At 44.2% G+C, this 21256-nt stretch carries 18 protein-coding genes; 10 read left to right on the top strand and 8 right to left on the bottom strand.

The genetic code is table 11. The annotated features are described in order from the left end of the window. The first annotated feature begins 155 nt into the window (after nt 1-155). From carB to ACKPQ5_RS04130, 4 genes are all read left to right on the top strand, one after another. The gene (gene carB / locus ACKPQ5_RS04145; protein ID WP_407677835.1) at nt 156-3374 is read left to right on the top strand and encodes a carbamoyl-phosphate synthase large subunit; all 3219 of its coding nucleotides are present in this window, start codon (nt 156-158) and stop codon (nt 3372-3374) included. A gap of 6 nt (nt 3375-3380) precedes the next feature. Further along, the gene (gene purU / locus ACKPQ5_RS04140) at nt 3381-4232 is read left to right on the top strand and encodes a formyltetrahydrofolate deformylase (RefSeq protein ID WP_407677834.1); all 852 of its coding nucleotides are present in this window, start codon (nt 3381-3383) and stop codon (nt 4230-4232) included. A gap of 201 nt (nt 4233-4433) precedes the next feature. After that, a complete protein-coding gene (locus tag ACKPQ5_RS04135) occupies nt 4434-5906 on the top strand; it encodes a sulfatase-like hydrolase/transferase (RefSeq protein WP_407677833.1) in 1473 nt (490 codons plus the stop codon). A 132-nt stretch (nt 5907-6038) separates the two neighbouring features. After that, entirely contained in the window at nt 6039-7313 is a 1275-nt protein-coding gene (locus ACKPQ5_RS04130; protein WP_407677832.1) for an FKBP-type peptidyl-prolyl cis-trans isomerase, read from the top strand. A gap of 162 nt (nt 7314-7475) precedes the next feature. Here the strand turns inward: ACKPQ5_RS04130 and ACKPQ5_RS04125 are convergent, their stop codons facing one another. The 4 genes from ACKPQ5_RS04125 to ACKPQ5_RS04110 are packed head-to-tail and all read right to left on the bottom strand — an operon-like array spanning nt 7476 to nt 10071. Then, entirely contained in the window at nt 7476-8519 is a 1044-nt protein-coding gene (locus ACKPQ5_RS04125) for a zinc-dependent alcohol dehydrogenase (protein WP_407677831.1), read from the bottom strand. Next, nucleotides 8520-9086, bottom strand: coding sequence for a DJ-1 family glyoxalase III (locus tag ACKPQ5_RS04120; protein WP_407677830.1), 567 nt, complete (start codon nt 9084-9086; stop codon nt 8520-8522). It lies immediately after the preceding gene. A gap of 25 nt (nt 9087-9111) precedes the next feature. Further along, the gene (locus ACKPQ5_RS04115; protein WP_407677829.1) at nt 9112-9432 is read right to left on the bottom strand and encodes an FmdB family zinc ribbon protein; all 321 of its coding nucleotides are present in this window, start codon (nt 9430-9432) and stop codon (nt 9112-9114) included. A 36-nt stretch (nt 9433-9468) separates the two neighbouring features. Next, nucleotides 9469-10071 (bottom strand): hypothetical protein, encoded by a 603-nt coding sequence (locus ACKPQ5_RS04110; RefSeq protein ID WP_407677828.1) that lies wholly within the window; start codon nt 10069-10071, stop codon nt 9469-9471. Between the two features lie 40 nt (nt 10072-10111). On the opposite strand from ACKPQ5_RS04110, the gene ACKPQ5_RS04105 reads away from it, so the two are divergent. From ACKPQ5_RS04105 to ACKPQ5_RS04095, 3 genes are all read left to right on the top strand, one after another. Next, nucleotides 10112-10996: a polyprenyl synthetase family protein gene (locus ACKPQ5_RS04105; RefSeq protein WP_407677827.1), complete on the top strand. Its 885-nt coding sequence runs from the start codon at nt 10112-10114 to the stop codon at nt 10994-10996. A 4-nt stretch (nt 10997-11000) separates the two neighbouring features. After that, a complete protein-coding gene (locus tag ACKPQ5_RS04100; RefSeq protein ID WP_407677826.1) occupies nt 11001-11666 on the top strand; it encodes a hypothetical protein in 666 nt (221 codons plus the stop codon). Nucleotides 11667-11888: 222 nt separating this feature from the next. Further along, a complete protein-coding gene (locus ACKPQ5_RS04095; protein ID WP_407677825.1) occupies nt 11889-13844 on the top strand; it encodes a toxin-antitoxin system YwqK family antitoxin in 1956 nt (651 codons plus the stop codon). A gap of 18 nt (nt 13845-13862) precedes the next feature. Here ACKPQ5_RS04095 and rph read toward each other — a convergent pair whose 3' ends face one another. The 3 genes from rph to ACKPQ5_RS04080 are packed head-to-tail and all read right to left on the bottom strand — an operon-like array spanning nt 13863 to nt 16385. Further along, nucleotides 13863-14636: a ribonuclease PH gene (gene rph / locus ACKPQ5_RS04090; protein WP_407677824.1), complete on the bottom strand. Its 774-nt coding sequence runs from the start codon at nt 14634-14636 to the stop codon at nt 13863-13865. Next, nucleotides 14626-15978, bottom strand: coding sequence for an MBL fold metallo-hydrolase (locus ACKPQ5_RS04085; protein WP_407677823.1), 1353 nt, complete (start codon nt 15976-15978; stop codon nt 14626-14628). The genes rph and ACKPQ5_RS04085 overlap by 11 nt, the downstream gene beginning before the upstream one ends. Beyond that, nucleotides 15975-16385, bottom strand: coding sequence for a Co(2+)/Mg(2+) efflux protein ApaG (locus ACKPQ5_RS04080; protein WP_407677822.1), 411 nt, complete (start codon nt 16383-16385; stop codon nt 15975-15977). Before ACKPQ5_RS04080 ends, ACKPQ5_RS04085 begins: the two co-directional genes overlap by 4 nt. Before the next feature lie 131 nt (nt 16386-16516). Between ACKPQ5_RS04080 and purH the strand changes: the two genes are divergently transcribed. The 3 genes from purH (at nt 16517) to ACKPQ5_RS04065 (ending at nt 20305) form a co-directional block, all read left to right on the top strand. Next, entirely contained in the window at nt 16517-18067 is a 1551-nt protein-coding gene (purH, locus tag ACKPQ5_RS04075) for a bifunctional phosphoribosylaminoimidazolecarboxamide formyltransferase/IMP cyclohydrolase (protein WP_407677821.1), read from the top strand. Nucleotides 18068-18134: 67 nt separating this feature from the next. After that, complete coding sequence (locus ACKPQ5_RS04070; protein ID WP_407677820.1) at nt 18135-18929, top strand: M48 family metallopeptidase; 795 nt, start codon at nt 18135-18137, stop codon at nt 18927-18929. Next, nucleotides 18926-20305, top strand: a complete 1380-nt coding sequence (locus ACKPQ5_RS04065; RefSeq protein ID WP_407677819.1) for a M20/M25/M40 family metallo-hydrolase — start codon at nt 18926-18928, stop codon at nt 20303-20305. Before ACKPQ5_RS04070 ends, ACKPQ5_RS04065 begins: the two co-directional genes overlap by 4 nt. Here ACKPQ5_RS04065 and phnE read toward each other — a convergent pair. Then, nucleotides 20291-21133 (bottom strand): phosphonate ABC transporter, permease protein PhnE, encoded by an 843-nt coding sequence (gene phnE / locus ACKPQ5_RS04060; protein WP_407677818.1) that lies wholly within the window; start codon nt 21131-21133, stop codon nt 20291-20293. The genes ACKPQ5_RS04065 and phnE overlap by 15 nt on opposite strands. Nucleotides 21134-21256: the final 123 nt, after the last annotated feature.

The following is a 21256-nucleotide window of genomic DNA, read 5'->3' as shown; positions in this document are numbered from 1 at the left end:
AAAAACTCTCACTATCGGTTTTTGTTGTTCAAAATGTAAAAAAAAGGCATCCTAAACTTTTTTTTAAAATTGGATTTGATTTAATCGCACAAAATATTTTAAGAAAGACTCCATATGGGGTTTTTTTTTGCCCTTAATTATCGACAGAACTCTGCATGCCTAGAAGAAACGACATCAATCACATTTTAATAATCGGGTCTGGCCCAATAATCATTGGTCAAGCTTGCGAGTTTGATTACAGTGGAGCTCAAGCCTGCAAGGCTTTGCGGGAGGAGGGGTACCGTGTATCTTTGGTCAATAGTAATCCGGCCACGATTATGACTGATCCAGAGTTTGCAGACGCAACTTATGTCGAGCCACTCACTGTTGAAAGTGTTCGCAAAATAATCGAGAAGGAAAGACCGGACGCGTTGTTGCCTACTCTTGGCGGACAGACAGGACTCAATTTATCTCTTGAATTATTTCATGCCGGAATCCTCGACGAATTCGGAGTCGAAATGATTGGGGCAAAACCGGAAGCAATTAAAAAAGGCGAGGATCGTGAACTATTTAAGCAGGCAATGCTTGAGATTGGCTTGGATGTAGCACTTTCTTTTTCGGTGACTTCATTTGAGGAAGGACACGATTGTATCTCCAAACTAGGTGACTTTCCGATTATTTTAAGACCTGCCTTTACCCTGGGTGGAACGGGAGGGGGGATTGCTTACAATCGCGAGGAGTTTGATGAAATGCTTCGCATGGGTCTCGATGCTTCTCCCATCAATCAGGTTTTAGTGGAAGAATGTCTTCTTGGTTGGAAAGAGTATGAGATGGAGGTCATGCGCGACTACAAAGACCAATGTGTGGTTATCTGTTCGATTGAAAATTTCGATCCCATGGGGGTTCATACAGGAGATTCGATCACAGTCGCACCTGCGATGACACTGTCGGATAAAGAATATCAATTAATGAGAGATGCCTCATTTGCCTGCATTCGCGAAATTGGCGTGGAGACAGGAGGAAGTAACATTCAATTTGCAACGGACCCGAAGACTGGAAGAATGGTGGTGATCGAAATGAACCCCCGTGTTTCCAGAAGTTCGGCACTTGCTTCTAAAGCAACTGGATTTCCTATTGCCAAATTTGCGGCGAAATTAGCGGTGGGATATTCGCTGGATGAATTACAAAATGATGTGACCAAGGAAACACCAGCCTGTTTCGAACCATCAATTGATTATGTGGTTACCAAAATTCCCCGTTTTACTTTCGAGAAATTCCCAGAAGCGGATTCGACTTTAACTTCAGCGATGAAGTCCGTTGGCGAAGCCATGGCAATTGGGCGTACTTTTAAAGAATCTTTTCAAAAAGCCTTGCGTTCTTTAGAAATTGGACTGCAAGGGTTTGAGGCAGGTAAATTGTCTGAGATTGATTTGGATTCCTCGTTGATCCGAGCCGGCGTAAAAAGGCCTTCTGCCGAACGTCCGCAGTACCTTTACTGCGCGTATGAATCAGGAATGACTGCTGAGGAAATCTCACAGAAATCTGGAATTGATCCTTGGTTTACCGCACAACTGAGTGAAATTTATTCTCTCGAATCGATCTTGAAGGAAACCACTTTGGACGGGGTTGATTATGAATTAATGAGAAGTGCCAAGGAGTTTGGTTTTTCGGACCGTCAACTAGCAGATTTTTGGTCCTGTGAACCTCCCGCGGTTAAAGAACGCAGAGAATCATTAGGAATCCACACGACTTTTAGATTAGTGGATACCTGTGCTGCTGAGTTTGAAGCTTTTACTCCGTATTTTTACTCCTCTTATGGTGATGAGAATGAAATTATTCGATCCAGTAATAAGAAAATTATGATTCTTGGTGGGGGGCCGAATCGAATCGGGCAGGGAATTGAATTCGATTATTGTTGTGTCCATGCCTCCTTTGCTTTGAGAGAGGCTGGCTTTGAAACAGTAATGGTGAATTCTAATCCAGAGACAGTGTCCACAGATTATGATGTATCGGATCGATTATATTTTGAACCCCTCACTCTTGAAGATGTATTGGAGGTTTACCATCAGGAAAAGTGTGACGGTGCAATTGTTCAATATGGTGGACAAACTCCCCTTAATTTGGCCAGTGGATTAGAAAAGGCTGGCGTTAATGTGATCGGAACTTCCCCCGAAAGTATTGACTTGGCGGAGGATCGTGAGAAATTTAAGCAAATTCTGAATCAGTTAGGTCTTAAACAACCAGATAATGAAACTGCCCTCAGACCGGAAGATGCAAAAGATGCCGCCGCACGTATTGGGTACCCCGTTTTGTTACGCCCTTCTTTTGTCTTGGGCGGTCGTGGAATGTTCATCGTTTATGACGAGAATGAACTGGAGAAGGTGGTGAAGGAGGCATTTGCGGTGGCTCCTGGTAAACCGGTACTGTTGGACAAGTTTCTTGAGGAAGCAATCGAGTTAGATGTGGATTGTATCTCCGATGGCGAAACTACGGTGGTCGGGGGAATGCTTCAGCATATTGAATTTGCAGGAGTGCATAGTGGGGATGCGGCAATGGTTCTGCCTCCCCATGAATTAGCAAAGGAGATGATTGATGAGGTCCGACAAGCTTCTCATGATTTAGCAAAAGCCTTGGGGGTAATTGGCCTAATGAACATCCAATTCGCGATCAAAGGAGGTGAATTATTTCTGATTGAGGTAAATCCTCGTGCTTCACGAACAATTCCATTTGTCAGCAAGGCAATCGGTGTGCCTTTAGCTAAATTAGGGGCTCGTGTAATGGCAGGTGCCAAACTGAAAGACCTTGGTTTTACCGAAGAAGTTATCCCCAAGCATTGGGCGATTAAGGAATCTGTTTTTCCCTTTAGCCGTTTCCCCGGTTCTCCGATTGTACTGACACCAGAGATGAGAAGTACAGGTGAAGTAATGGGGCAGGACGAAGATTTTGGAATTGCTTTTGCCAAGACTCAAATGGCTGCCAAGCCCTCGTTACCCCTTGAGGGCAATGTTTTTCTAAGTGTAAAGGATTCCGATAAAGAAAAAGCCCTCCTTGTTGCCCGGGGATTATCTGAGCTTGGCTTTTCTTTTTATTCCACTGAAGGAACTGCCGCCTTTTTACAAGAACATGGGATAGAAGCAGAGAGTGTTTTGCGTATCAGTGAAGGGCGACCTAATGTCGCCGATTTGATCAAGAATGGAAAAATCCATCTCGTAATCAATACCCCCCTTGGATTAATTCCAAGACGGGATGAAAATGGCATTCGTAGCCAAGCTGTCCTGCACGGTGTTCCAGTAATTACTACACTAGGCTCCGCTTTTGCAGCGTTGGATGGCATTCGTTCGCTTAAGGATCGAAATTTTTCGGTGAAGTCTTTGCAGGATTATTCCAGGTCCTGATTTTTCATGAATTCAATTACTGCCCTGCTTTACGGATCGGATCGACCCGGAATTGTCGCAAGGGTGGCTGGATGGATTCATGAACGCGGAAGCAATGTACTACATGCTGACCAACACCTCGACCGTCAGGAAAATGTTTTCTTTCAACGGGTTGAATGGGAATGTTCCTTAGGAAGTGACCCGGTAGAGGAGGGGACTGCTTTCCAGGAAATGGTACAGTCTGAATTAAGCATGACTGTACGGATAGGTTATCATAATGACCGGCCCAAAATTGGGGTAATGGTATCCAAGGCAGATCATTGCCTGCACGACCTTGCATTGCGAGTCAGATCAGGCGAGTGGAATGCTGAATTAACTGGCGTTTTGTCCAATCACAGAGACTTAGAAGACATTTCCGCCTCCTATCAACTTCCCTTCCACTACTTCAACCTGACCTCAGAAAATAAGAAGGAAGAGGAAGCCAAGCAAATTCAATGGATTCGTGATCAGAAAATAGAACTGTTGGTGTTGGCCCGGTACATGCAGATTTTAAGTAAAGACTTTCTCGTAAATGTAGGTTGTCCGGTAATTAATATCCATCATTCCTTCCTTCCCTCCTTCGCGGGTGCGAAACCCTACCATCAAGCTTACACTAGGGGTGTGAAGTTGATAGGGGCAACTGCCCATTATGTAACCGAAGACCTGGATGAAGGTCCGATTATCGGACAGGATGTCAACCGGGTTAGTCATCGACACGGTCCAAAGGATTTAATCGAAAAAGGACGCGACCTTGAAAAGTTGGTTCTTTCCACTGCTGTCCGTAGGCATTTGCAAAACCGAGTACTGGTTTATCAAAACAAAACAGTTGTGTTCGATTAACCGGATACGGGTATTATTTTCTTCTCCTTTTTAATATCCTTCCCACCTTTTCAGCGCTGCCAAAAGTTGGTTTTTACTACGGGGAACTAGTCCTTAGTTTACTCTCCCAGGTGATATTTGATTCGGACATTATAATTTTTTTTGTTTCACCCAGTCTTGTGCAACTTGACCGATCCCGTCTGAAATACTAGGGGTGGTATTATGAAACATTCTGCAATAATGCTCTTCTTGTTTGTATTCTCAGTTTTAGCCAAAAAACCGAATATACTATTCATTCTCACTGATGATCAGGCACCTCATACCTTATCCAGTTATGGTAATAAAGTATGCCAAACACCGCACATTGATAAGTTGGCTTCTTCGGGTATGGTTTTAGATCAGGCTTATCATATGGGGTCAATGAGCGGTGCAGTCTGTTCGCCATCTCGCACCATGATTATGAGTGGTCGCACACTTTGGAACTTACCTCCCCGTGGCAAAAAGCATCGTAAACAGGAAGAGGGAAGGGGCCCGAGAGTAGAGATTCTCCAAAATACCCTACCAGCAGTATTTAATCGTGCTGGATATGAAACCTTTAGAACATGTAAAAATGGAAACAGCTATGGATTGGCAAACGAACTTTTTCAAATTGTAAAAGATAAAAGCTGCCGGAATGCAGATGAAGACAGTGGCAGTCAATGGCATGGTAGTCAGGTTCTTTCATACCTCGAGGAAAGACGTGTACGAAAAGAAGAAAAACCCTTCCTCATTTACTTTGGATTTTCTCACCCCCATGATGCCCGTAATGGAAGAAATGATTTACTGGATAAGTACGGTGCAGAAAATCTTCAGAATCCTCCTACCACGATCAATCGCAAAGCTCCGAAGCTACCCATTTCCTGGCTCCCTGCTCATCCTTTTCATCATGGTCACCCGAAGCTAAGAGATGAGGTTAATGTTCCCGGGGTGAAGACCTCGCGAACTGAAGCAACAGTACGAAATGAATTGGGCCGGGAATACGCTTGTATCGAAAATATTGACGATCAGGTTGGATTAGTAATCAACAAGCTGAAGGAAATCGGAGAGTTTGAAAATACCTATATTTTTTATACCTCGGACCACGGAATTGCGGTTGGTCGGCACGGCTTAATGGGGAAGCAGAATCTTTATGAACATTCCTGGAGAGTTCCTTTTATCGTAAGTGGTCCAGGGATAAAGCCCATGAGTCGAAATGCGGGCAATAGTTACCTGCTTGATATCTTGCCCACACTATGTGAGCTTTCAGGCATACCTATACCCAAAACTGCTCAGGGTAAAAGTTTAAAGCCTGTCTTGATGGGAAAAAAGAAAATAATTCGTCCACTCCTATACGGAGCATATTGCGGAGGTACAAAACCGGGGATGCGCTCGATTCGTAAAGGAGATTGGAAATTAATCAAGTACGACACACTAGATGGACAAGTCCGCGAGACTCAACTTTTTAACCTCAAGGAAAACCCAGATGAATTAGTAATCGAACATCATTCAAAAGAAGTAATTCAGAAGACTGGAAATCAACCGAAAAAGAATCAGATTAACTTAGCCAATTTATCGAGTTATTCAAAAAAATTAGTGGAGATGGAAGAACTTTTACTGAAAGAAATGGTCAGGTTGGAAGATCCTTATCGCTTTTGGGATCAGCCGAAATTGGACTGACCGATCTTTTTTTTTCAATTGAATTACAAAGAATCAATTATTCATGAGTTTTTCATCGCGTGCCTTCTGAAACCTAGCCGTTGACTTTATTTAAAAAATAGGGACTATATTCCCTTTTCCATAAACTGTTCCATGGCCACTAATAAAGAATCCGAATCCGAAAAAAACAACGATACCACCATTCCTGGTGAAAATGACCAGGAGGGGCTATCTGCCGAACAGGCTGCTGAACACAGTTACAGCGAGGCAGACGCGTGGAATAAGAGTAAGAAGTCGCTATTTATAATTCTTAGTGCAATTTTATTTGGTGTAAGTTTTTACTATTATTGGGATCGCTCTGAGCGGAATACACAATCCGAACGATCCTACCGATTTCTTTCTGCGAGTATAGACTCAGAAGGTGCAGAAGACCGCTTTTTATCATTCGCGTCTGATTACGACGATACTCTTGCCGGAGTTGCCCGTTACCGGGCAGCGGTGATTCAGTATCGGGATAAGCGGTACAGTTTATCGGCGGAGAATTTTAAGTTGGCGGTTACGGAATTAGGAAGTGATCCACTTGCGGGGAGGGCTCTTTTAGGGCAAGCCGTTTCATTACTTAAAGATGAAGGAATGAAAGGAGCTGAAGGAAAAGTTGTCTTGGAAAACTTAGCAACAAGTTCCAGTTATTTACCCGCAGATCGACAGGAAGCCCGATTTTTACTTGCTCTTCAGTCATTGGCAGAAAATGACATGGACTCCCTTTCTTCACACAAGGAAAAGTTGGCGGGTGATAGTAATGCATCCTATTTTCTTTCCCGTTTGGAAGATTTAATTAAAACCAATGAATTTCTTGCGGTTGCTAAATCCTTACCCGACTTGAATTTAGCCAAGGGCATTACATTTTTGAAAAAAAATGGAAAGAGAAAGAATGTGGTTTCTTTAGAAAGTGGATTGCAATATCAAGTGATTACGAAAGGGGACGGAATAATTCCAAGCAGTGAGGATACGGTGAAGGTCCATTACCATGGTACTCTAATCGATGGAGAGGTCTTTGATTCATCAGTTGATCGTGATGAACCAGCTTCTTTTGGGGTAAGTGGTGTCATAAAAGGTTGGACTGAAGCGCTTCAACTTATGAAAGAGGGTGCAAAGTGGAAATTGTACATACCTGCTGACCTTGCTTACGGAGAGAATGGAAGTAACTCGATCGGTCCTAATGAAACTTTGGTATTTGAAGTTGAGCTTTTACAAGTAATACCAAAACCAGAAGAACCAGTTGCAGATCTTAATTCCAGTGTTCCTTTACTTCCCCCTGCACCAGTAGAAGTGAGCGAGGCTAATGCTACAAAAAACTCTCTACCCGTGACCGGTGGAACTTCAGGTCAGATTGATCCTGCAGTCGCAGAAAATAATCAGTCGGAATAGATTTTAAGTTCCCTCGAGGTTTCTTTTCCATCCCAGGAAAAAAGTAGTGACTGGATAACTACGAGTACACCCTTTTTCTTAAGTTTTTGGTACAGTTCTTGGCTACTGATTGGTAGTCCCTCAAACCAAAGCCACAAAAACAAAGCCCCTCTCGCGTTTTTCTTACTTTTGACAGTTAAGTACCGCTTTCATTACCCGTAAATTCTCGCTGTCTTTAAATCCTTGCTCTGCATCTTTTAACTGGTAATTGCTAATCAAGTCTTCTGCATTCACTTGTCCGTTCTTAAACAGTTCAAATGCACGAAGGTAGTCAGGTTTAGAGGAGGCATAGCTCGTGCGGAGATCAATTTGTTTGCGAAGAAATTGCGTGAGGTCTAAGTCGATGGTACGAGAGTAGAGTGCAATGGCAGTGACTGTTCCATTGGGTCGAACCGAACGCCATGCCTCACTTAATGCGACCGGTGCTCCTGATGCTTCCACCAATGCATCCGCTCCGCCTGGAAATTTTTCCTCCACTTGTTTGCATAAAGGAGTTAGTTGTGGACCCACTATAATAGTTTCAAAACCAAGTTTTCTGGCTGCTGACAAGCGGATTTCTTCATCCATTTCTGTTCCCACCATTACGACCTCCGCTCCGCGTGAGCGGGCTGAAATTGCACATAGCATTCCAATGATGCCTGGGCCGCTGACCACAACACGGTCATTTTTTTGAATAGATGTACGGTTTTCAATACAATGTTCTGCGACGGAAAGAGGTTCAGTCAGTGCCGCTAATTCCATTGATAAACCCTCAGGGATTGGCAGTAAAAATTCTTCCTCCACGGCAATATATTCTGCCATTCCTCCATCCAAATGCAGTCCTTGTACTCTTCTTCTTGGGGAGAGCTGTGGTAGGCCATTTTGGCAAAAGGGATCACTCGGGTCATGTTGAGTTTGCAGGGCAATCATGACGACTTTTTGCCCCACATGGTACTTTCCATCCTGAACAGTTGATTGTACGATAGTACCTGATAATTCATGTCCAAAGGTGACCTCTGGTAGGACTGATTCATACCCCTTGTGATTGAGCCAAGCATGAAGGTCGGACCCACAGATCCCACAATGTGATACCTTTACTAAGACATCGTTTTTTTGAAGATTCGGAATTGCCACCTCTTCCAATCGTGCGGCCCGTTCTTTTTTGGCAAAACGTCTAAATGCTTTCAATTAATCAATTCCTAATTTTGAATGAGGGGCATGGATTGAATCTGCAATTAAGTTTGCTTGGTCAGAACCGGCCAGTGCTTCGATTAAGGCCAATCCAAACGCAATTGCAGTACCAGCACCCGGAGAAGTTATAATCGTGCCATCGCAGACTACATCCTGACCGGAAATGATGTGGGGGAGTTCGTTCACAACACTTGAATGGGCAGTATATTTTGAATTCCCCAAGACTTCTGCATCAAGAAGAAGCAGGGGGGCCGCACATATTGCCCCAATCCATTTTTTTTCATTGTTGAAATTTTGAATAATTTTTTGAATTAGTCGGTTTTTCCTCAATTTGAAAACACCAGGACCACCTGGTAATACGATAAGATCAAATTGTTGTTCCCCCAATTCCTGTACCATGCAATCTGCCTGCACAGAAATTCTCGACCTGCCCTGTACCAGTAAGTGTTGGGTACAGGAGGCAACGGTTACCGAAATCTCCGCTCTGCGTAAAAGGTCAATCGGTACAACTGCTTCAATTTCTTCAAAATTATCCGCGAGTAAAACGAGTGCACTTGTAGCCATATTCTAGGTAAGTGAACAGAAATACTTACGAGGTTGATTTTACCTTATCCTTCTTGGGGGAGGATTCTTTTTGGGTGTCCTTTTTGGGAGAGGATTCTTTTTCTTTAGTTTTGGATGTCTCGGACGAAGAATCAGAATTATCCCCTTTTTTGCCTGGAGCCTTTTTCTTATAATCAGTTTCGTAAAATCCGGTACCTTTAAAAATAATTCCTGCACCTAATCCGAGCAGGCGCTTGGCTTTGCGTTTTTTACATTTGGGGCAAGACTTCACGTGAGGATCCTTCATGGACTGAAATAATTCCCAGTCATGTCCGCAAGCTTGGCATTTATAGTCGTAAGTAGGCATAGTTTAAAAAAGGGGACTGAATAAGTGAAGATTAAATCAATCCTGATTTATTTTCGAAAAATTTAATGCACTTGAATAGGCCAGTAAAACCCATATGCCAAGAAAGAACGAAAAGCCGTATAAGGGAACAGCCAGTAACAGGACACCCCAAAAGGCAATAATCGGGAGAATTAACTTCGGTGCCATAGCCTTGGCAACTTGTAATACAAGATTTACCCTCCATGCATCCGAATATAAACCGTCTCGAACGAATACATGCATGGAAGATAGAAAAAGAAAAGGGGCGACAAATGCACCCGCTGCCAATGGAAAGTAACTTACTATACCAAGGAAGCTGAAGGTGAGTAAATCCACGAGCATACTTGCAAGCAGGCCAATTAAAACTGGGCATCCTGCGTAAGCAAGGATAAGTAGAAAAACTTGCAAGCCTCCGGAAAAAAGGGAAACAGGTTCCATTTCTTTCCAATCGGGTAAATGCCATTCCTTATTTTGACGCAAACGAACAGTGTATTCCAGAAGATAACCTAAAGAAAATAGATTGAGAACGGGAATGAAGCATAATGCACCCCCCCATAAAGCCTTGGACACCCAACCCGGGTGACCAAAAAGCCTTCCACACACCGCTTCCAAACTTGGCATAACTCAAATATAATGACATAGTGATTTCAATTCGCAAGACATGAATTTTCAACAAAAGTTAAAAAATTGGCAGGACTTGCTCAACCTAAGGCTTGAGCAAGCACTTCCTGCAAGCTCAGTTCAACCAGAAGTACTTCATCAGGCTATGCGTCACAGCATGAATGCTGGAGGTAAACGCTTGCGTCCTGTTTTAGTATTAGCAGCTCACGAAATATTCCCTAATCCAGTGGATCCATTACCCGCTGCCATTGCCATTGAATGCATTCATACATACAGCCTGATTCATGATGACTTACCCGCGATGGACAACTCTGACCTTAGGCGCGGGGAGCCCAGTTGTCACAAAGCTTTTGATGAGGCTACTGCAATACTTGCCGGAGATGCGCTTCAACCACTCGCTTTTGAAATCCTGGCCAATGCATATGCAGGAGATCCTCAGCTTGGACTCGATTTAGTTTGTATGCTCAGTCGGACTGCGGGTAGTCAAAAATTAGTTGGTGGTCAAATGCAGGACCTTCTTTCAGAGGGAAATGACCCAGATGAAGAGAGCCTTTCATATATACACTCGAATAAAACAGCCGCGATGATTGAAGCTTCCCTCCAGATGGGGTTCCGCGTCGGAAAGGAGGGGCGAAACTCGAAAAAACTTACCCAGATAGGCAGGGTTGGTCATTCTCTTGGCCTTGCATTTCAGGCAGTGGATGATCTGCTCGATGTTACCCAAACTACGGCGCAGTTAGGTAAGGATGCGCATCATGATAGTGAAAACGGGAAGATCACTTGGGTTTCCCTAAAGGGCGAAAACGAGGCACGGCTTCTCGCGGCGCAACACACAGAGAATGCTCTTCAAACGCTGAATGCGGTGGGCGGAGATTGTCAGTTCTTACAGGATTTAATCCAATACATGCTCAATCGGGAATTTTGATTCAATGATTGGAGGAAATCAGGCAGGCGGTAATTCCCGTGACTGGCGCGAGCGGCTTAGTCAATCAAGGGATTTGGGTACTGGCTTTGCCGCACCCGGGGGCGAGTTTACCCGGGCCCTTTATGAGTGGTCTTTTACCCCCAATGGTAAAATACTGCACTCCCTGCTGAAGGGGAGGCGAGTGGTCGAATTGGGTGCTGGAATGATGTCTTACGGGTATGCATTGGCAAGTGGAAGTGGTGCCAAGAATTATGTGGCAGTCGAACCTTTTTACAGCGACATACAGGAAAAATCTATTTTATCCTATCTATCCGGGGAAGCGGGAATGGGGGAAAGGATTCCCTACAAGGTTGTCGGGCAAGATATGTTGAATTATTTAGAAAATGAACCCGACAATCTCTTGTGTGTAATTGCATGTGGAATAGAAGACTGCATCTTGCCAGGGCCAGATTACCGAAAAAAAGTAGAAAATGAAATTGTCCGTACAATGGAGAAAGATTCTTTCTTCCTTAGTTCACATAGCGACCTTTTTCCCCCGTTTTTACAAAACTTGGAAATCACTTTTCCACGACCATCCAATCCCAGTGTCTTTGACCGTATTCGACTTCATGGAGGTAAAGATGCCTTTGATCGATTTGGGGAAGCGGTTTCTTTGCTTCACTCAATTTAAGAATTTTACTTAACTGCGAAACGGAAGCACTTTCCTTTCAATAATCGTGTTTTCGGGAAACACCTAAAAGAGGTATTTTTAGGCTGTGACCTCTTATTCAATCAAGAGAAGCAATGAAGGAATCGTATGAATTTCAACTCAAAAATTTATTATATAAATTAAATAAATTAATATAATAAACGCATCCTTGTAATGGATTGAATTGAATGATAATAACAAAAAATGGATAAATATTGGATCAATAGTAAGGGAGAAAATCTTGGTCCTTTTACACGCGAAGAAATAAGTGAAAAAGTGGAAGCAGGGGAATTTGTTTTATCCGATCCGATCTGCCTCGTGGGCAATGAAGAATGGTTGGATTTAGGTGAATTTTTAAATTCTGATTCAATAATAGATCAAAAAGAAGTTGAATGGAAGGATGAGCAAAAAGTAATTGTAGCCCGAAAATCTGGACTTTCATTAAATGTAATTTTAACCACTGTCTTATTTTTTCTTTTGCTAGTTTGTGTGGGGCTTTATTTGTTTGCTCAATTTAGGGGGAATAGTGTCGAGACGAGAGATGAACAGGTTGATGTTTCATTTATTGGAGATAAGGAAATAAAGGACATTGCCTCAAGGGCTTGGACGAAAAGCTCATTTATAATTGCAGACGGCTTAATGGTAAAGAGGGATGCCGATTTGCCTTACACCGGTTGGATCAAAGCAACCTATTCCAATTCCGAATCCTTGAGTACACTCGTGCAGTACGAAAAAGGGAAGGTTCTTCTAGGCCTTTCATGGACGCCAGATGGAGTGAGGTGTTCTCATTCATCGCTGGAAAATGGGAAAGGGATTTTGACCACCTATTATGACACGGGAGAGAGGCAATTGGAGGAATCATATCGTTCCGGCTTTTTGAATGGATTGTCGATTCGGTTTTATAAAAACAATCAGAAGGAAGAAGAAAAATCTTTCGTGAACGGGCAGCTACATGGACAGAGAGTATCGTGGCATAACAACGGACAAAAAATAGAACAGGTCTTTTATCTGGAGGGAATCAAAAATGGGCCTTATTCTCTATGGAGTAAGGACGGACAGAAATATGATGAGGGGGTTTATAAGAACGGAGAGCTCGACGGTAAGCGAATTCAATGGTCGAGGAATGGATTGGAACGATTTGAGGAAACTTATAAGAATGGGGAGAAAACCCCCGACATTCAGGTTGATCCTCTCCCGATGGTAAATGACCTTTTGCTCGACGAGGAAGTTGATCCGGTTTTGGCGAAATTATTGGAGTTGGCGGGCGAGGAAGAAGATTGGATAAGAAGGGCGAATGACAGCACAGGGGTAGTAAATTTCATAACAGCTAGGTTTGAAAAAAGTCAGATTTCAGGTCATGAAATTTTTGCCGACCTAGCGATTGCTTTATTTGATTATGCCAAGCGGGGAATCAATCAGAAAGAAGCTCTTGTTGATACATTAAGTTGGATTAATAATCAGTGGGGGATCGCCATTATTTTCGAAGGAGATGGTTTTTTCGTCAGTGAAATTCCACAATCTGTTCGTTTTGGACCAATAACTTGGGAGCGAAGTATTTATGAAAATGATTTCATGGGCTCGTTACAGGGCGAGAGTCGGGAGTTTGTGATCGGGGACTTGGAAAACCTCTTTCAATCAGTCGGATTGACACTGGGGAGCGAAAAAGAATCGATTAAAAGGAAAGTCGAAAGGCTGATTTGGGAAGATTTAGCCTTGCGCGCAGAGGAGACAGAGAATGCAAAGCTAGTGTTTGAAAATAATCAATTGTCTTACAACGGAACCATAGAACAGACTTCGAAGAAAATTGATCCACAAGGAAATTCGATTTTTGATACTGTGGAAAAAGAAGTGCTCTTTATTTTTACTCAGCAACATGCCCGCGATAAGAAACTGGGTCCTTTTATCAAAGTCTTACAAGATGCAGGAGTCCGATTCGAGGAGATGAGAAATGGAAACTTGATGATTCGTAAATATTCGAACCTGTGCATTTATTCAGATCAAGTTTCGCAAGATGGTGCAGCTTATATTTATCCCGAAGTTACGATTCAATTCGCGGGAGTCGCCCCCCTTGGCCCCAATACTTTAATTCGTTATATTAAAGTAGAACTCGGGGAAATAATCGAAGAGCCCCTTGACTTAAGTAATGAAGAAATCGAGTAGGTTCGATTGAAACCTTGATTACAGGTGGCTTTTTTGCATTTCCACCAATTCCCCAATCCCTTTTTCTGACAGTGCAAGGAGTTCATCGAGTTGGGTGCGTGAATAAGTGGCTTCCTCCCCGGATGATTGTATCTCCACAAATTTCCCAGACCCAGTCATGACCACATTGGCATCGACCGAGGCGTCGCGGTCTTCTGGGTAGTCAAGATCAAGAACACAGCGATCATTATAGACACCCGCACTGATTGCGCCAAGGTGGTCAAGGATCGGATCTTCCTTCAGTTTTCCTTTTTCTAATAAACCATTAATCGCAATGCGAGTGGCAAGCCAGGCTCCGGTAATAGATGCTGTCCGGGTACCGCCATCGGCACGAAGTACATCGCAGTCGATCCACAGCGTTTTATCTGGGAATTTCTTTAAGTCTAATACCGCCCGTAATGAACGTCCAATCAGGCGTTGAATTTCGATATTCCTACCATCCTGTTTTCCTTTGCTGATAGGGCGATCTTTACGTGTAAGTGTGGAGTAGGGGAGCATGCTGTATTCGGCTGTGAGCCAGCCTCCTCCCACTTTTTGTTGCCGCATCCAACCTGGAATTCGATCTTCGACCATGGCCGCACAGATTACCTGAGTGTCCCCAAATGAACATAGTACTGACCCGTTTGCATGGGGGGCTATATTAGTTTGAAATGTAACTTGCCGCATCTCATCGATTGCACGCCCCGATGGGCGGACAAAGACTTGATTGAGCTGTTCGGCAAGCGGAGATTGTTCGGAGTTTTCAGGTTTCATAAAATTGAAGTGGTTCTGGGTTGATGATTTTCGCCCCGATTGGTGCAAGGGCATTGGTAAACCATTCCCGCGCCTCTGGGTCGCCATGGTGTAAGAAAATATTCTTGGGGGCTAGTTTTTCCGCGTAGGCGACTAATTGATCTCGGTCTGCATGCCCACTTAGATCAAATTGTCTAATTTTAGCCCGAATTGGCTCGATATGATTGTATGCATTAAATTCAAATGGTGTTCCTGGTTCTGATTGGAGAAGTTGCCCTCCCGGCGTACTGGGATCGCAGTACCCGACAAAGAGTATGGAGTTGCGGTCATCGCCAAGCATGGAAGATGCCATTACATAAGACGGGGTATGCTCGACCAGCATTCCACTGCTCACCAGGTAAATTCCTTGCATGGGAGGTTCGCGACCGGGCTCAAGCTTTCGGGGGAGAGGACGGGCACCTAAGCTCCTCAGTACTTTTCGGTTAAAACGAACCCGGTTGGTGTTTTTAGAAATTTCGTGAAAGTGATTCACTAGGTCCATTCCTAAGCCCGAGCAAAAGACAGGTACTTTGGGAAGGGCATTTCGCTTGAATGCATCGTCCAGAACGGAAAGCATTTCCTGCATTCTACCCAAGGCAAAAACGGGTATGAGGACAGAGCCACCACGGGATAATGTTTTGCTGGATTCTTCGAGGAGGTTTAACATTTCCGATTCCCGCTGGCGGGATGGTTCTCGAACAGAAAGGCCACGAGTGGTCTCGGTTACCAGCGTATCCACTTTTTCAAGGAGGGGTTCGGCACCATCCAATGTACGGCTTCCGTCAAAAAGAATATCTCCGGTGAAAAGAATTCTCTCTTTGGGTGTTTTAATTTCTACGGACACTGCGCCTGCCACATGACCTGCATGATGAAGCACTACATCGATTGCCCGTCCATCCTTTTCCAACCTAAATGGACGTTTGATCGAGAGAATTTTGACGCGATCATAAAGAGAGGTCAGGTCGTCTCTTCCATAAAGCGGAAGTTCAGTTAAATTGAGTTCATTCCGTTGTCTTTTCATCACGGAAATTGAATTGGATAGCATTCTTCGAGCGAGCACAGAGCTCGGATAACTCATTAGGACCGGAGCATCCTGATGTTCGCGAGATAGCAGTGGTAAACTTCCCAGGTGGTCTAAGTGGCAATGGGTCAGGATGATAAAGTCGAGAGTGTCCCGATCTAGGACCGCGTGCCTGGGAATGGAATCTTTGCCCGCATACTTGGGATGCAATCCAGAGTCGATTGCAAAGCGAAAGCCTCCCACTTCACAAACTGTGCAATTAGCACCAATTCCGCCATGCGGGTTCAAGTCAATGAGTTTCATGAATGAGAGGGGTCAAATTCGGGCTCGTCGGGTATATCAAGTCTGAATGGATTAATTTTCACATGAACTTTCTTGTTTAATTCGTCCAACCCGTGGAACGAGCCAGATGCTTCCGCGGACAAGTGGGTGACATGATAACTGTTGTAGGAAAATGATTCACCCGGACCAATTGTCGGAGTTTCTCCCACAATTTTATCTCCTTCCACCACCGTGGTGGTTCCGTCGCTATTGGCAATAATCCATTTTCGACCCAGAAGAGAAACTTTCCGGTCACTCAGATTTCGGATGGTAATAAAGTAAATGAAGGCATGTAAGTTGATCCCCTTAACAGTTGATTTTTCTTTATGATGAACCAATTTGTCTAGGGACGCGTGTAGTCCTTCTAATTCTGTACTTTCTTCATTCACAATATTATTCTAGTTAATCATACCATAACAGGCTTGGCAGAAAGACCAATTCTTTTTGAACTAATTCACAAGAATGTAAAAAAAATGTGAAAAACGCTTGCACCTCAGCTCAGAGAAAACAGAAAGGAAGAATGCAAAAATTCGCACTTCTATCGGTTAGTGATAAATCAGGCTTGGTTCCCTTTGCCCGAAATTTAGTTGATCAACATTCTTTCACGCTTCTTTCCACTGGAGGGACTGCTCGATTATTGAGAGAGGAGGGCATCCCTGTAAGCGATGTCAGTGACAGGACGGGATTTCCGGAGATGATGGACGGCCGAGTGAAAACATTGCATCCAAAAGTTCATGGTGGACTGCTTTGCCTGCGTGACAACCCGGAACATTTAAAAGCGGCGGAAGATCATGACATTGCCCTGATCGATTTGGTGGTGGTGAATTTATATCCTTTTGAGGAAACCGTAGCCCGTGCGAATGTTTCCTTTGAGGAAGCAATCGAGCAGATTGATATTGGGGGTCCATCCATGTTAAGGAGTGCGGCCAAAAACCATCGCGATGTAGCTGTGGTTTGCGATCCAAGTGATTATGATCGGGTCCTGAATGCGATGAAACTGGATGATGATTGGAGTGGATTACGCAGGGAGCTGGCATTAAAAGTGTTTCAAAGAACATCTTCCTACGACAAAGCGATTAGTGAATACTTTTCAAAGCAAGTGGAAGACGAACCAGACATGGAATCTATTTCTGGTTTTCCGTCTACACTTGATTTTCAGTCCAGTAAATCAATGACTCTGCGATATGGAGAAAATCCTCATCAACAGGCTGCTTTGTATGGTGATTTCCTGAATTATTTCGATCAACTCCAAGGAAAAGAATTAAGTTATAACAATATTTTAGATATTTCTGCCTCGGCTTATTTAATTGGGGAGTTTGAAAGGCCAACAGTGGCAATCCTCAAGCATACTAATCCATGCGGAGTAGCAAGTGCAGATGATTTGGAAACTGCCTGGGACCGTGCCTTTGCAACTGATCGACAAGCGCCTTTTGGAGGAATTATTGTAGTGAATAATACCATGGATATTGGTTTGGCTCGCAAGATCTCGGAGATTTTCTGCGAGGTTATTATTGCCCCCGGATTTACAGAGGAGGCTCTTGCACTTTTTCACAAGAAGAAAAATCTTCGATTATTGGTCTCCAAGTCCGGTTTTGGTGCAGAAACTTTGCAGGAAATTCGTACAGTACCAGGCGGTTTTCTTGCTCAAGATCGGGATCAAAAAAGAATTAATCCCAAGGACTTTCAAGTCGTTACCGATCGGCAGCCCAGTGAACAGGAATGGCGATCGATGTTATTTGGCTGGCGAGTTGTGCGTCATGTAAAGAGCAATGCAATCGTGTATGCGGGCGATGAGCGAACATTAGGAGTAGGTGCCGGGCAAATGGCTCGTGTCGATAGTTCCCAAATCGCGGTTTGGAAAGCGGGTGAGGCGGAATTGTCCTTAGGTGGTTCCGTGGTTGCATCGGATGCATTCTTTCCTTTCCCGGATGGTCTTATTGCCGCGGCAGACGCCGGTTCCACTGCTGCGATTCAACCGGGAGGGAGCGTGCGGGATGAGGATGTAATTGCGGCGGCCAATGATCGTGGTATGGCAATGGCATTTACAAAGGTCCGACATTTTCGACATTAATATTTTGAGTGATTATTGCATTCATTGGTGATTTTTTAAGTTTTTAATATTATATAAACTGATCAATATGAATGTCCCCTATTTAAAAGCATCCGGTTTTCTGGTTACTATCGTTTTGGCGTCATTAGTCAGTAGTTGTGGAAGTGCCATGCTATCTGACGAGCACTTAGCCAAGCGTTCAAAAAGTCAGTTTTCGCAGATGAAAAAATCGGAAAGGCTCTCCACTAATCCTTCTCACCAGGCCATGATTGAGCGGATAGGCAAGCGGATTGCAGGCGTCGCAAAGGTCGACCTTCCAGGAACAGAATGGGAATTTGTGGTTTTTAACAAAGCAGAACCAAATGCCTTTGCCATGCCCGGAGGGAAGGTGGGAGTGAATAGTGGTCTTATTACCTTGGCCAATGGGAACGAGGATGAAGTGGCCGCGGTAATAGGTCATGAGATTGCCCATGTTGCATTTCGCCACAGTAACAAAAGAATGACTCAAGCAATGGGCATTGCCTTGGGGGGAGTTATTTTAAATACGGCAATGCGCAAAAAAAGCACCACTGATCGAGTTCTTGCCACCGGAGCCTATGGAGTGGGAACAACTGTGGGGATGGCACTTCCTTTCTCGCGCTCACAGGAACGAGAAGCGGACCACAAGGGATTGTTTTATGCCGCCCGGGCGGGCTACGATCCTCGGGCTGCCATTTCTTTCTGGCAAAAAATGCAGGGCGGAAAAAAAAGAAAAATGCCCGAGTTTTTATCCACCCATCCCAATCCCGGAAATCGAATTGAATTTTTGCGGTCCAATATGGACCATGCACTTGCCCTTTATCGACAAGCCAAGTTGGCTCGCGGGGAAAAACCAAATCCATGAGTATATTATTAGATTCTCCTGTTGATGCCCTGCGTCAGTATGTCAGTTTTCCAAGTGTTTCCGCAGATCAAAGCTTTGCGGACGGCGTCAGTGGGGCGCGTGAATTTGCCTGTTCCCGTCTTAAGGAACTTGGATTTGAAGTGGATTTAATTCCTACCCCAGTACATCCTATTATTTTAGCGACCCGTGGAGACCCGTCCTGGCCCAGGTTGGTGATTTATGGTCATTATGATGTCCAGCCACCAGACCCTTTGGATCTGTGGACGACTGACCCCTTTGATGCGGTGGAGCGTGATGGCAGGCTTTATGGTCGGGGTGCGGCGGACAATAAGGGGCCGCAAATTGTTCATATGTCTGCCTTGGCTCGAGTTTTTCGAGATAATCCAGACTACCCGTTACATATTACCTACTTGATTGAGGGTGAAGAGGAGATTGGTAGTCCGAGTTTTCGAGGTTTTTTAGAAGAACATAAACAAAAACTACAAGGGGATTTACTCTTAGTCTCAGATACTGGCAGTCCAGGGGCCGATCAATTGGTAGTCACTACCGGCTTACGTGGTTTAAGTGCTATGGAGGTGAAGATTTTTGGCCCTAAGCAGGACTTGCATTCGGGAGTTCATGGGGGTGCATTGCTTAACCCTCTGCAGGCTTTGATGCAGGCATGTGCCTCGCTTCATGACCAGGAGGGGAGGGTGACTGTGCCCGGTTTTTATGATGCAGTTCGACCGCCCGAGCAGTGGGAGCGCGAAGAATTGGCCAAATTACCAATTACAGAGGAGGACTATGCGAAATTCCTTGGAGTACCCAAGTTTTTTCCTCCTCCGGGATATTCTTCACTTGAGGGAATACGTTTTTGTCCAACATTAGAATTTAATGGCGTAGGGGGAGGCTATCAGGGCGAGGGTTCGAAGACGGTAATCCCAGCTGAAGCGTTTGCTAAAATTACTTGTCGATTAGTCCCCGACCAAAAGTCAGAAGATATTGCCAATAAGGTTCGGCAAGCGATCGAGGAAGCCTGTCCCACTGCGGTTCGGGTAGAAGTACAATTGAAGGGGGGAGGAGATCCTTATGTTGTGATCCCACCGGGTAAGCCAGGTTCGAGTGGTCAGGAGAGTGAATTGATGAAGAAAGCCTTTTCTGTGGCGGAAGATTGTATTGAGTCTGGCTTTGGGACACGACCGATCTTCCTACGGGAAGGGGGAAGTATTCCCATTATTCAAGACTTGAAGGAATTAGCGGGGTTAGACTCCCTGATGATCGGTCTTTTTACAAACGAAGACAATTTGCATGCACCGGATGAAAGTTTTAATCTTACCATAATGGACCGTGCCATTAATTCCTTTGAGAAATTCTTTAAGCAATTAATCCGAGATTGATTTGGGATTAATTTTTTGGGTTATCCAGCGACGAATAGCTTGGCCCAATAGATCGAGAAAAATTACGATTACCAGGATGCAGATCAAAATAGTAGTCACTTTTTGAAAGCCACTTGCCATCTCCATCGCCTTATTTAATTCCATTCCAATTCCACCCGCTCCCACTAAGCCAATAATACTGGCCGATCGGATGTTATATTCCAGCATCCATAAAGAATGACTCCACACCTGTGCTTTCACATTTGGCCAAAGTCCATAAAGAAAAGCCTGGATGGGATTCGCTCCGATAAGCTTCAGTCCACGAGCCACTTTTATGTCCATCGATTCAAAGCTTTCGCTAAAAAACTTACCGAGGTAGCCCAAACTGTAAAAGGTGAGAGCACAGACCCCGGCAATGGGAGTGGGGCCAAAAAATATAACGAATAAAAATGCCCAAATCAGGCTGGGTAAGGTTCGGGTTATATTGAGAAACATTCGAGTTAGTTGAACGAGCCAGATGGGCGAAATATTTCTTGATGCTGCAAGGGCAATAACTAAGGAAAGATTGACCGCAATAAAGGTTGAGACGATTGCGATTTGAAAAGTTTCTCCCAGAGAATCTAAGATAAGTGGGAAGTCAGAAAAGTCGGGTGGGAAAAACTTTTTTAAAAAATAACGAACCCCTGCCATTACATCTGCGGGTCGATTATCTTGAAGAAGGTTTTTTCCTGAAAAAATGGTGAGGAATAGAAAAAGGATCACTAGAATATTGAGCAGATTAAGGCGATCGTACCAATTTCTACCTGGTAATCCGGATGGTATTCTTGTTTCTTTTTCCTCAGGCTTCATGTTTTTTTTGAACTTCTCGTAAGTTCCATCCTTCCGGATGGGCAGGGTTTAGACTGAGTGCAAAATCGGCGAACCTGGAAATGAGTTGGGGGTCATGGAGTGCACACATTACAATTTTTCCAT

The organism is Candidatus Seribacter sulfatis, assembly GCF_964187635.1.
GTDB classification, from domain to species: domain Bacteria; phylum Verrucomicrobiota; class Verrucomicrobiia; order Opitutales; family Seribacteraceae; genus Seribacter; species Seribacter sulfatis.
The sequence above is the reverse complement of the archived record's forward strand: the minus strand, read 5'-3'. Positions and strand labels throughout refer to the sequence as shown.